General features: G+C 41.8%; 12 protein-coding genes. 4 read left to right on the top strand and 8 right to left on the bottom strand.

Features of this window, described 5'->3' with window-relative positions:
- Positions 1 to 156 precede the first annotated feature (156 nt).
- The 6 genes from FFR60_RS08660 to FFR60_RS08635 all read right to left on the bottom strand — a co-directional run bounded on the left by FFR60_RS08660 (position 157) and on the right by FFR60_RS08635 (position 8480).
- Entirely contained in the window at positions 157 to 1185 is a 1029-nt protein-coding gene (locus tag FFR60_RS08660) for a winged helix-turn-helix domain-containing protein (protein WP_137663826.1), read from the bottom strand.
- Between the two features lie 115 nt (positions 1186 to 1300).
- Complete coding sequence (locus FFR60_RS08655) at positions 1301 to 3400, bottom strand: heavy metal translocating P-type ATPase (RefSeq protein WP_137663825.1); 2100 nt, start codon at positions 3398 to 3400, stop codon at positions 1301 to 1303.
- Positions 3401 to 3411: 11 nt separating this feature from the next.
- Positions 3412 to 5547: a heavy metal translocating P-type ATPase gene (locus FFR60_RS08650; protein WP_371853110.1), complete on the bottom strand. Its 2136-nt coding sequence runs from the start codon at positions 5545 to 5547 to the stop codon at positions 3412 to 3414.
- A gap of 39 nt (positions 5548 to 5586) precedes the next feature.
- Positions 5587 to 5796, bottom strand: coding sequence for a copper chaperone CopZ (gene copZ / locus FFR60_RS08645; protein WP_088933263.1), 210 nt, complete (start codon positions 5794 to 5796; stop codon positions 5587 to 5589).
- 28 nt (positions 5797 to 5824) lie between these two features.
- Complete coding sequence (locus FFR60_RS08640; protein ID WP_088933264.1) at positions 5825 to 6265, bottom strand: CopY/TcrY family copper transport repressor; 441 nt, start codon at positions 6263 to 6265, stop codon at positions 5825 to 5827.
- 157 nt (positions 6266 to 6422) lie between these two features.
- A complete protein-coding gene (locus FFR60_RS08635; RefSeq protein WP_137663823.1) occupies positions 6423 to 8480 on the bottom strand; it encodes a heavy metal translocating P-type ATPase in 2058 nt (685 codons plus the stop codon).
- A gap of 246 nt (positions 8481 to 8726) precedes the next feature.
- On the opposite strand from FFR60_RS08635, the gene FFR60_RS08630 reads away from it, so the two are divergent.
- The 4 genes from FFR60_RS08630 (at position 8727) to FFR60_RS08615 (ending at position 10149) form a co-directional block, all read left to right on the top strand.
- The gene (locus FFR60_RS08630; protein WP_137663822.1) at positions 8727 to 9365 is read left to right on the top strand and encodes a TetR/AcrR family transcriptional regulator; all 639 of its coding nucleotides are present in this window, start codon (positions 8727 to 8729) and stop codon (positions 9363 to 9365) included.
- Positions 9366 to 9438: 73 nt separating this feature from the next.
- Positions 9439 to 9690, top strand: coding sequence for a hypothetical protein (locus FFR60_RS08625; RefSeq protein ID WP_137663821.1), 252 nt, complete (start codon positions 9439 to 9441; stop codon positions 9688 to 9690).
- A gap of 29 nt (positions 9691 to 9719) precedes the next feature.
- The gene (locus FFR60_RS08620) at positions 9720 to 9920 is read left to right on the top strand and encodes a hypothetical protein (protein WP_137663820.1); all 201 of its coding nucleotides are present in this window, start codon (positions 9720 to 9722) and stop codon (positions 9918 to 9920) included.
- A gap of 28 nt (positions 9921 to 9948) precedes the next feature.
- A complete protein-coding gene (locus FFR60_RS08615; protein WP_137663819.1) occupies positions 9949 to 10149 on the top strand; it encodes a hypothetical protein in 201 nt (66 codons plus the stop codon).
- 64 nt (positions 10150 to 10213) lie between these two features.
- Here the strand turns inward: FFR60_RS08615 and asnS are convergent, their stop codons facing one another.
- Together asnS and FFR60_RS08605 are read right to left on the bottom strand one after the other, a co-directional pair.
- Positions 10214 to 11512, bottom strand: coding sequence for an asparagine--tRNA ligase (gene asnS / locus FFR60_RS08610; RefSeq protein ID WP_137663818.1), 1299 nt, complete (start codon positions 11510 to 11512; stop codon positions 10214 to 10216).
- A 39-nt stretch (positions 11513 to 11551) separates the two neighbouring features.
- Positions 11552 to 12739 (bottom strand): pyridoxal phosphate-dependent aminotransferase, encoded by a 1188-nt coding sequence (locus tag FFR60_RS08605; RefSeq protein WP_137663817.1) that lies wholly within the window; start codon positions 12737 to 12739, stop codon positions 11552 to 11554.
- Position 12740 lies beyond the last annotated feature (1 nt).

Raw genomic sequence — 12740 nt, 5'->3', positions numbered from 1 at the left:
CTCAAACGAAAGAGCCAAATTCTATTTTCTTCTTGTATGTCATTTTTCTAAGTACGCGAAAGTACCGTAAACGCGCGAACGTGAACGGCAGCCTCTACGTAGTCTTCATCATTATAGCATAACCTTTCTTGAAGAAAAATCTTGATCTTATTTTCCTTATTTAGATGCTATAAATTTTTCATACCGTTCCTGAATCAAGAAAGTAGAGTCCAAATTAGGTGTCATCGTCAACGTTACCTGATAACTCGTAAAAATAATATTTTTCAAAGCCAGCGCCAATTCATCTATTCGGCAATTACTTAATATTGGAATCTCCCGCTTTAATTCCTTACTAAGTCGATAATAAATCTCCGCGACGACTCCTTGCTCCCATTTTAGATTAAAAACTATTAACGGAAGCCCTTGATGGATCCCAAAAAGCAGATCGAAAAGCTTAACCGTCACAGTGAATTTCAACACTTCGCTTTCCCAAGCAAGCATCTCTTTAATAATTTTACTCGCTTGCTTTACTTCCAGATATAAATCAGTTCGATGCTCTCGGTGACACTGATAAAAATCAGCAAAGAGCTGAAAATGATAGCGCAGATGATCAAAGAAGAAAAATTTGGCAAACTTCGGTTGGATACCGAATTCGTCAATAAAGTTTTCGATCATCGTCTCATCTGGAAACAGTGCCTTATCAATTAGAGTCCCCGGATAATTTCGATAATAATCATCCATCTGCTGATAAATCTCTCGTTCTTCAAAAAAATAGAAATCCCTTAAATAGCGCAGCTGCAATAAAAAAATTAAACCAATCTCACCCAATAAGCTGCCGGTTTGACGATTTGCCACAAGATTCAGGCTAGTCAAATGATAATTCAGTCTTTTAAACTTTGCATAATTGATTTTCTCAGAAGCCTGTCCCCACAGGTATTTTCGAAAAAGTTGAAAACGCGGATCAGACATCAAAACTTTTCGATACAGTTCTGGATACCTTGCTTGGTATTGCCAGGCGATCTGGTAATATTTTCCTTTTGAAATATATCCTGCCTGCTCCAGTTCTTCAATATAGCGCAAAACCGTTCTTCGACTAGTCTTTATGTGCTTGGTCAATTCAGTCGCTGTATATTTTTCGTCCTTTAATAAGCTAATTATTTGTAACTGTCGTTGATTTTTCTTTCTGGTTATAAATTGCCAAATCATGCCCTATGTCCTCTTTTCTATTCTTTATAATTCTTCTTATTTAAAAATAACACAAATTATTGACAATTTTATCTAATATTTTTCTGAATAATAAAGAAAAAAACGCCTGATTTACTCAGACGTTTAGTGTCATGGCATTGATTGCCACAATAATGGTACTTAAGGACATTAAAATCGCGCCAACCGCAGGACTCAAAAGAATGCCCAGCGGAGCTAGAACTCCGGCAGCTAGTGGGATCGCTAAAATATTATAGCCAGCTCCCCACCAAAGATTTTGGATCATTTTGCTATGGGTCTTTTTCGCCAAACGAACGAATTTTAAAATATCCGGCAAATTACTGTTGGTCAAGACCACATCAGCCGAATCAATCGCAATGTCGGTTCCTGCTCCGATCGCCATTCCGATAGAAGCTCTGGCTAAAGCAGGAGCATCGTTGATTCCGTCGCCTACCATCATGACTTTTTTACCTTTATCAGTATACTCTTTGATGATTTTTTCCTTATCATCCGGCAGCAGCTCGCTGTAAAACTCTTTGATCCCTAAATAGTCAGCAATGGCTTTGGCGGCAGCTTGATTATCGCCAGTCAGCATGACCGGTTCGATCCCAACATCCCGCAGCTTCTTGATAAAGTCTTGTGCTTGAGCTTTTAATGTATCGCCCATTGCAAAGAAAGCGATCAGCTGATCATCGATCAACAAGAAAGAAATCGTATTTCCCTGAGCTTGATAATCCTTCAATTTCTCTTGATCAAAGTTTAATTGACGTTTTTCAACTTCCTTCTGATTAGCAAGGATGACTTGATGGCCTTCTACCGTTCCGCTTACTCCGATGCCCTTCAAGGTCGAAACATCTTGCGCTTGATAAGACTCGATGCTTTCAGATTTCAAATAATTCATGACACCAACAGCTAATGGATGGTTGGTCTGACTTTCCAAAGCACCGATATATTTCAGCACTTCGGTCTTATCCATCTCAGCCAATGCTTCCACGCCAGTCACGGTGAACTTGCCTTCTGTTAAGGTTCCGGTTTTATCTAAAAAGACATAATCCAGTTGATTTCCTTGTTCCAAGGCTTGACGGCTTTTTAACAGCAAACCGTTTTTAGCCGCTAACGAAGTGGAACGAGCGATAACTAACGGAATCGCCAGCCCTAAGGCATGAGGACAAGCAATCACGAAAACTGTCACCATCCGATCCAACGCCTGCGGCAGATCTGCTACGATCAGCCAAGCGATAAACGTCAAGATACCAGCAGCTAAAGCAATATAGAACAACCATTTAGCTACCTTATCAGAAATCGATTCTAATTTCGATTTTTCTTGTTGGGCTTGCTGCACCATCGTCATAACTTTTGCTAAGTAGCCGTCTTCGCCTGTTCCGGTTACTTTTACTCGGATCGTACCGTCGCCATTGACTGAACCGCCGATGACCGTATCACCGACATTTTTCTGAACACCTTTTGATTCACCAGTCACAGCTGATTCATCAACAATGGTGGAACCCTTAATAATCTCACCATCCGTCGGCATCTTATCTCCCGCACGAACAAGCAAAAGATCGCCGGAATGAATATCTTGCAGCTTCACTTTACTTGTCGAACCGTCCACGTCGATCTTATTTACTTCATCTGGCAGCAATTCCGCCAATTTCTTCAACGCATTGCTGGCATTGGAAACGGCACTCATTTCTACCCAGTGTCCTAAAAGCATGATCACGATCAACGTTGCCAGCTCCCAGAAGAAATCCATCACATGCTCATGAGGATTGACCTTGTTGGCAATAAACGAGTACAAACTATAAATATACGCTACTGAAATCCCCATGGCGATCAGCGTCATCATAGCTGGGCTCTTCATTTTCAATTCCATTTTGGCGCCGCTTAAGAAGGGCTCTCCACCATAAATGAAAAGAATGGTCGCTAAAACTAAGACGACCCATTCAGAGCCGGGAAAGGTAAATTGGAACGGCAGCTGCATCCCCATCATGGGTGAGAAAATGATGATTGGAAGCGACAAAACAAGTGAGAGCCAAAACTTCTGTTTGAAATTTCCCATATGCATCGAATGATCCATTCCCCCATGATCCATCTCGTGATGATCATGCCCGTTCATTCCATGGTTCATATCGTGATGGTCGTGTCCGCTCATTTCATGCTGTTCATGTTTAGAGTGGTCCATGTCCATCGATTCATCCATTTGATCTCCTTGTTTCATACTAAATCCCCCTACAATTTTTTCTGATTCAAACTGAGCGAGTTCAACAACACACTGACCGAACTAAAGGCCATCGCGCCGCCGGCAATGATGGGATTCAAAAAGCCAAGTGCCGCAAATGGAATCCCCACCACGTTATAACAAAACGCCCAGAATAAATTTTGTTTGATCTTTCTTAATGTCAATTTTGATAAACGGATACTTTTTTCAACCGACAAAAGATCACTGTTCATCAAGGTAATATCTGCAGTCTCCATCGCAATGTCCGTTCCGCTGCCCATAGCGATACCGATATCCGCTAAGGCTAGAGCCGGCGCATCGTTGATTCCATCACCAACCATACCGACAGATTCACCGTTGCCTTGCAATTCCTTTACGACCTGCGCTTTATCCTCAGGCAAGACTTCTGCAACGATATCTGCTGCATCCAACCCAACTTGGGCACCGATATAACGCGCTGTCTGCGGATTATCGCCGGTCAGCATTTTCACCTTGATACCTGATTGGTGAAGCGCTTCGATCGCAGCTTTAGAAGACTGTTTGACTTGATCCGTTACCGAGATCATCGCCAACACCTTGGCTTGATCGGTTAAAAACATCACCGTTTTTCCTTCTTCTTCTAACGCTATCACACGTTCTTCAGCAAATGAAATATTCCGCTCATTCAAGCCGCGCTTGGAGCCAACAAAGTATTGCGTTCCATTAATTACACCGGTCACACCTTGACCAGTCAAACTCTCAAAATTTTCAACCAGTAAGATGTCGGCTTGATCTTTGCCATAGTGATAAATCGCTTTTGCCAAAGGATGCTCCGATTGATACTCCAAACTCGTTAAGTAAGCCAAAGCCTGCGGATCAAAAGATTCAAAATCTGCGACTACTGGTTTTCCTTCGGTAATGGTGCCGGTCTTATCTAAAACAATCGTTGTCAAATGAGCGATCTTCTCTAAAGCACCGCCGCCTTTGATCAAGATACCGGACTTCGCTCCTAAACCAGTTCCTACCATAATAGCTGTTGGTGTCGCCAAACCTAAGGCACACGGACAAGCAATGACTAAAACAGAGACACTATGCACGATCGCCTGCTGCCAATCTCCAGTCAACAATCCCGTTGCGATCAAGGTGATCAAAGCGATGACTAAAACTGTCGGTACAAAGACCTTTGAGATTTTATCAGCGATTTGCTGAATCGGCGCTTTTTCGCCCTGCGCATCTTCCACCATCCGAATGATCCGGGAAAGGACCGTCATACTGCCAACTTGCGTCGCACTGAATTGAATACTTCCAGTTGTGTTAACCGTTCCGCCAAAAACCTGATCCTCGACATTTTTATCGACTGGTAAGCTTTCGCCGGTCAGCATACTTTCGTCGATCGTAGTTTGTCCGGCAACAATCTTTCCGTCTACCGGAATCTGTTCTCCTGGTCGAACCCGTAAAAGATCTCCAACCTGAACATCTTCGATTGGTACTTGTCTTTCTGCACCATCAATGATGATCGTAGCTGTTTTAGCTTGTAAACTCATCAGCTGCTTGATAGCATCACTCGTTTTTGTTTTCGCCTTTTGCTCTAAATACTTTCCTAGCAAAATCAGGGTGATGATCATCCCGCTGCTTTCAAAATACAAATCTGAACTGTAAGGATTAAAAAAGCCATTGTATACACTCAAGGCGAAAGCGGCCGTCGTTCCCATCGCCACCAAAACATCCATATTTGGTGCTTTAGTTTTCAAGGCATGATAAGCTCCGCGGTAAAAACGCTGGCCTACTCCAAATTGAACCGGTGTTACTAAAATCAGCTGAACAAGCGGCAAATGCAGAAAATGTACCCAGCTTGCGTGACTGCCTAGCAGCATGGCAATCATCGCGATCATTAAAGGTGCAGTCAACACTGCACTCAATACCAAATCGCGTTTCATTTTTTTTAAATAGGCAGCTTTTTCTTGCTCGATTTTCTGCTTATGGGCATCATCGAAAAGAATTGCGCCATACCCGATTCCTTCGACCCGTTGAATCAGCTTTTCTGTCGTCAGGCTATCGTCAAACTGAACGGTTGCCTTTTCTGTAGCTAAATTGACATTTGCCTCAAGCACACCTTCTGTCGCCTTCAATTCCTTTTCCACTCGTGCAGAACAGTTGGCACAGGTCATGCCGGTAATCGCAAATGTTTCTACCGTTGCATCTGCCAATTAGATCACCTCAGTTTCATACCCTGCTTCAGTCACTGCTGCGGCAATTTGATCTGCTGAAACTTGTGCTTCGTCGAATTTCACGACTCCTTGGTTTTTCTTTAGATTAATTTTTACTTTGTCGATCCCAGCCAATTCGTTGATCGCTTTTTCTACATTAGCCACACAGTGATTACAAGTCATTCCGTTGATTGCAAATTGTTTTTTCATTTTATTCGTCTCCATTCGATTTTTGTAGTTATTTGTGATGATTGCATTCGCATTGTCCGGGAATACAGTTACATTCGATTTTTTCAACTGTCTGCTTTCGGACTAACTGCTCTTTGATCATTTCAACATCTGCGTCAGTCAGTTCGGCTTCTGCTACCAAGTCGGCGATCGTTTCTCCGATTCGTTTCGCACAGATATGAGAAAATAAATTCTCTGTCGCACTTTTGACCGTCTCGCCTTCGCTGATGGCAGGATAATAAATATATTTTTTCCCTGACTGCTCTGTTCGGACTGCTTCTTTTTTTACCAAACGTCCCAACAATGTTTTGATCGTCGCTGGCTTCCACTCCATCGTTTGTCCAAGAATATCAATGATTTCCTGTGCGGTAGTAGACTCCTGCGTCCAAATCACTCGCATGACCTCCCACTCTGAATCACTGATCTTGATCGGTGTTATCGTCATAGTCATAAATTTCACCTCTTTCGTTTACATTTGTAATCTATATTTATTAGTTTACATTTGTAATCGCAATTCGTCAACCGATAAGGTGAAACTTTTTATTTAATTTTTGACAAACACAAAAAAAAGCTTTGTGACAAGTTTCGCCACAAAGCCTTTTCATCGATTATTTTATTCTTAAACAACGCATCGCATTCAAGACGGCGATCACTGTTACACCGACATCCGCGAAAACAGCTGCGTACATCGTAGCAAATCCTAATGCTCCTAAGATCAACACTAGAACTTTCACTCCGATCGCAAATACGATGTTTTGTTTGACGATCCCCATCGTCTTGCGAGCGATTCGAATCGCTACTGGGATTTTAGCTGGTTGATCGTCCATGATCACGACATCGGCTGCTTCGATCGCGGCATCTGACCCAAGACCGCCCATTGCAATCCCGACATCCGCCCGCGCTAATACCGGTGCATCATTCATTCCATCGCCAACAAAGGCTGTTTTTTGTTCACTTTTTAGTTCTGCCTCTAAATGATTGACCTTGTCTTCTGGAAGCAGCTCGCTATACACTTGATCAATGCCGATCTTCTTACCGATCGCATCGGCAATTCCACGATTATCGCCTGTCAACATAACGGTCCGCTTCACACCCAGATTTTTCACTTCAATCAAAGCTTCCGTAACATTGTCCTTCAACTCATCGGCGATCACTAGATGACCAATGTATTTTCCATCCATCGCTACATAAACGATCGTTCCGATGTCATTGACTGCTTGGAATGGAATGTCGTATTTGGCTAACAACTTTTCATTTCCTACTAAGAAATGATGTCCTTCGATCTCAACCGAAATCCCAAAGCCGGCAATCTCTTCTAGCTGACTAACTGGTGACAACGGTTGGTCCACATAGTTAACGATCGATTGCGCAATCGGGTGACTCGAACTTTGTTCCGCACTGGCAACATACCGCAGAAAATCTTTTTGATCAATCGTCGTCTCAACCGTTTGAACTTCAAAGACACCCTTTGTCAACGTGCCTGTTTTATCGAAAACTAAGGTCTCAACGTTGGCTAAGGTTTCGATGTAATTGCTGCCTTTGATCAACACACCGGCTTTGCTTGCACCGCCGATTCCGCCAAAGAAGCTCAATGGTACAGAAATAACCAAGGCACAAGGACATGAGATAACTAAGAAGGTCAGCGCCCGATACACCCAATCATAAAATGGTTCGCCAGTAACAAGCGGCGGAACGACAGCCAATAAGACAGCCAGACCGACAACGATCGGCGTATAGTAACGCGCAAAGCTCGTAATAAAGTTCTCAGCCGGCGCTTTTTTACTGCTGGCATTTTCCACTAAGTCCAAAATCTTGCTGACAGTCGATTCACCGAATGTCGTAGTGACTTCTACCGTCAATTGTCCGCTTTGATTAATGAAGCCGCTAAGAATTTGTTCATCTGGATGGATGCTGCGGGGAACAGATTCTCCAGTCAAGGCTGAAGTATCCAGCATCGAGTTTCCTTCCTTAACAATCCCATCCAATGGAACCTTCTCGCCTGGCTTGATCAAAATGCGATCGCCAACTTTGATTGTTTCCGGTGCAACTTTCTTGACCTCGCCATTTTGGATCAAATTCGCTGAATCCGGCCGAATCGCTAACAAGGAGCTGATCGATTTTCTTGATTTCGCAACAGCGTAATCTTGGAAAAACTCTCCAACTTGATAAAACAGCATAACTGCTACAGCTTCTGGATATTCACCGATGGCAATTGCCCCGACTGTCGCGATCGCCATCAAGAAGTTTTCATCGAAAATCTCACCATGAAAAATGTTCGTGATAGCCGTTTTTAATACATCGTAACCGATCCATAGGTATAAAATCAGATAGGCAGCTAGTTTCCACGGCATAGCTGGTGTAAAGAGAGCCAGCAATGCTAAAGCGACGATTGCAGCTACAATCTGAATGATTTTCCCTTTCGAACTTTCTTCTGCTTTTTCCGTCTGAACACTGTTGACCTCGACATCTGGTTCTAATTTATTCACAATTTCCTTCGCTTCATCACTGATCCGTTCGATGTCCTTTTCTGGTGCAACAATCGTCAGCTTCGTGCTCATAAAGTCGACTTGCGCCTGCTCTACACCTTTGATTTGTTGAACGGAACGTTCGATTTTGGCTGCGCAGTTCGCGCAATCTAATCCATCTAACCGATATACTTTTTCCATGAGATACCCTTCTCTCTATTACATATGAATGATTCTTCATGTATATTATATATGAATACATCTTCATGTGTCAAGGATTAAAAGAAAGCTTTTTCAAAAAATATTTCGTCGAAAAACGTTGATATTTCACTGTTTTTCGACTATTCATAAAAAAATTTCAAAAAAGTGTTGACAGATAGACCGCTGGTCGGTATTATAAAGGTACAGAAAGCGACCGACAGTCGGTTTAGTAAAGGAGTTGAAAAAATGCGAATTGTAAAAGAACATGATGAACGAAGAAATGAAATCATCACTACCGCCGAAGAGTTCTTCTTAACAAAGGGGTTCAACAAGACCACAGTTAACGACATTTTGAAGCGCATCGGCATCGCCAAAGGAACCTTCTATCATTACTTCGTTTCTAAAGAAGAAGTGTTAGACGCCGTTATCGGTCAGATTATCGATCAAGAAATAATGAGAGCAAAAGAAATTCAAGAGTTAGATGGCACAGCACTAGAAAAGCTGATCTCCTTCCTATCACAAAACACTTCCGAAAGCACCCACAAGGAAGAGATAGTCGATAAGTTCCAACTGCCAGAAAATGCTTTAATGAAGCAACGAGCACTTGAAGGTACGATCAATCAGGTCTGTCCCGTTTTAGCAGAGATCATTGAAGAAGGAAAGCAGCAGCAGGAATTTAGAACCGCTTATCCTCTTGAAAGTATCCAGTTTTTAGTAGCAGGACTTCAAACAATGTTCGATAGTATTGAAAGCCTATCACCTGAGACCATTCAAAAACGTGTTATCGCTGCTGCGGATTTATTTTTTAAGGCATTAGCTATTAATCCTGAAATTCATCCCTATGAAGAAACAGTCGCAAAATTGCAAAAAATCTTTCTATCATAACTCAACGCACCTGTTGAGTTTAACTATTAAAACGAAAATGACCGACAGTCGGTCAAGAAAAGAGGAAATCATTATGAACAACACACAAACAATCAAAGCAGTCGCAGGACAAACAAACGAAACCATTCAAACAGTCGAAAGTATCTTAAGCAGTTACGAAAACTATTGCAACAAAAATATTACTCGTTACTCAAGAAAGCACCTAACAGCAATCGTTGAATTTATTGCTAACGAAACACAATTACCTGAAGCAACCTGTTCAAAAGTCATGATCCAATTCTTCGACCTCGTTAAAAACGAAATCAAAGGCAAATTCTTTAAATAAAAACAACCAATAAAAAGGAGAAATTTAAAATGAAAAAACTAATTATTATCGGATTAAGCTTAATCACACTTGGAGGCGTTTCTCAAATCGTCGAAAAAAATATCGACAAGGAAGAAGTAAAAACAGTTGTGACCACGAACCTTAAAGAACAAGGTGAAAAAAACGACACGATTGATTATGGACATGATGACAACGAGGAATATACATTAGCAGAGAAAATCGGCTTTTAAGCCCACTTATGAAAAGGAGAAATTTAAAATGAAAAAACTAACATTAATTGCATTGGCACTGATTACTCTAGGAGCGACTTCGCAGATTATAGAAAAAAACATTGATAAAGAAGAAGTAAAAACAGTTGTGACTACGAAGCTTAAAGAACAAGATGACAAACTTGATCCCATCTATTTCCAGCATGACGATGATAAAAATGCCTCATTTATCGAAAAAATCGGCTTCTAGTTCCATGCAAAAGTACAGCAAAAAACCGCCGAGAATCGTCTCGGCGGTTTTAGCTTGTTTTCTATTAAGGATAAATACGATTTAACAAACGTGGGAATGGAATGGCCTCACGTACATGATCGATCCCAGCAATAAAGGTGATCGTCCGTTCCAATCCTAATCCAAAGCCTGAATGCGGCACAGTACCATATTTACGCAAATCTAAATACCATGAATATTCTTCTTCATTCAAACCAGCTTCACGAATTTGTTCTAACAAATAATCATAATCCGTTGCCCGTTCTGAACCGCCGATGATTTCACCATAACCTTCAGGTGCAATCAAGTCAGCACAGATTACGACATCCTCACGTGTTGGATGTGGTTTCATGTAGAATGGTTTGATCGCTTTTGGATAATTCAAAATAAAGACTGGACGATCAGATGAATTAGCGATAAAGGTTTCATGCGGTGAACCAAAATCTTCGCCCCATTCGATATCGTCAAAGTCATTTTTCTTCAATAGTTCAATCGCATCATCGTAAGAGATTCGTGGATAAGGAAGTTTGGTATAGTTTTTCAAAATTTCTTTATCACGACCTAAAACATCTAACGCGTAGTCGCAGTTATCTAGCACATTTTGGACCAAGTAGGCCACGTATTGTTCTTGAACTTCTAAACTGTCTTCTTGATGCATGAAGGCCATTTCCGGTTCGATCATCCAAAACTCGATCAAGTGACGACGAGTCTTTGATTTTTCTGCTCGGAATGTTGGACCGAATGAGAAGACTTTGCCTAATGCCATCGCAGCTGCTTCCATGTATAATTGACCGCTTTGAGATAGATAGGCTTTGTGATCAAAGTAGTTCGTTTCAAATAAGTCGCTGGTACCTTCAGGCGCTGAGCCGGTTAAAATCGGCGGATCAACTTTTACGAACCCATTATTATTGAAGAATTCGTAAGTCGCACGGATCACTTCGTTACGGATCAGCATAATCGCATGTTGTTGTGATGAACGCAACCATAAATGACGATGATCCATCAAGAAATCCACACCATGTTCTTTTGGTGTGATTGGATAATCATGGCTTTCGCCGATTACTTCGATTTCTTTCACACCTAACTCATAACCAAATTTCGAACGCGTATCTTCACGAATTTCTCCAGTGACGATGATTGACGTTTCTTGTGTCAATTCTTTGGCTAAATGAAAGACCTCTTCTGATACTTCGCTTTTTACAACAACGCCTTGGAAATAAGCTGTTCCATCACGCAATTGCAAAAAAGAGATTTTTCCGCTTGAACGTTTATTCGCGACCCAAGCACCGATTTTTACTGTTTCGCCAACATGATTCTTGGCATCAATGATTTGAATTTGTTCCACAAATGTCTCTCCTATCATATTTATCCCGAAATGATGATTTTACTTCTTACTGTTTTCAATAAAACGGCGAATCCGCACGACAGCTTCTTCTAAGTCCTTCAGGCTGGCTGAATAACTCATCCGTACACTATCCGCTGATCCGAAACCTTCACCTGTTACCAACGCAACCTGTTCTTGTTCCAACAAATCGTTGACCCAAGTCGTTACATTATCATATCCGCCCATCTCCATTGCTTCCTTGATATTTGGAAACAGATAAAACGCACCTTGAGGTTTTTTAAGCTTAAAGCCTGGTAAATCAGCAACCTTAGGATAAATAGTGTTCAAGCGTTCTTCAAAGGCTTGACGCATTTTTTCCGCAGTCTCTTGTTCACCAGCCAAAGCTTCGACGGCCGCTACTTGACTGACGGACGTTGGGTTGCTTGTCGCTTGAGATGCAATCGAAGTCATTCCGCCAATGATCTCAGCATTCCCGATCGCATACCCGATTCGCCAACCGGTCATGGAATAGGTTTTTGATACCCCGTTGATAATCACTATATGATGGAAAATCTCGTCAGATAAAGAAGCAATGTGCGGCGCTTCGTTCCCATTATAAACAAGATGATCATAAATATCATCTGAGACAATCAACAACTCATGACGAACTGCCCACTCACCAATTTCCCGCAGCTCCTCCTCGGTATAAATCATCCCCGTAGGATTCGATGGCGAATTAATGATGATTGCTTTCGTCTTTTCTGTCCGAACATCCTCCAGCTGATCAACCGTGATTTTATAATCATTGCCTTGATCTCCCGTAACAAAAACTGGATTTCCTTGAGCTAGCTTAACTTGTTCGCCATAGCTGACCCAGTAAGGAACAGGAATAATTACTTCATCCCCTGCATCTAAAATTGTTTGGAACAATGTATACAAGGCAAATTTTGCCCCGCTGGTCACGATGATGTTTTTCGGCTCGATCGTTAAATCATAATTCTTCTTAGTAAAATCAACAATCGCAGATTTCAATTCCGGTGTTCCGCCAGAAGCGGTATAAAAACTAACTTTGCCGCTCTTGATTCCATCAATCGCAGCCTGTTCGATATTTTCCGGCGTAGTAAAATCTGGTTCTCCAACAGTCAAACTAATGACATCTAATCCTTGGGCTTTCAACTCTTTGGCTTTGGCGGTCGCTGCTAAAGTGACGGACGGTTCTAAGTTTGTTACACGCTGTGATAATTTCATA

The organism is Enterococcus hulanensis (assembly GCF_005405485.1).
GTDB classification, from domain to species: domain Bacteria; phylum Bacillota; class Bacilli; order Lactobacillales; family Enterococcaceae; genus Enterococcus_A; species Enterococcus_A hulanensis.
This window is presented reverse-complemented; position numbering and strand designations above follow the sequence as displayed.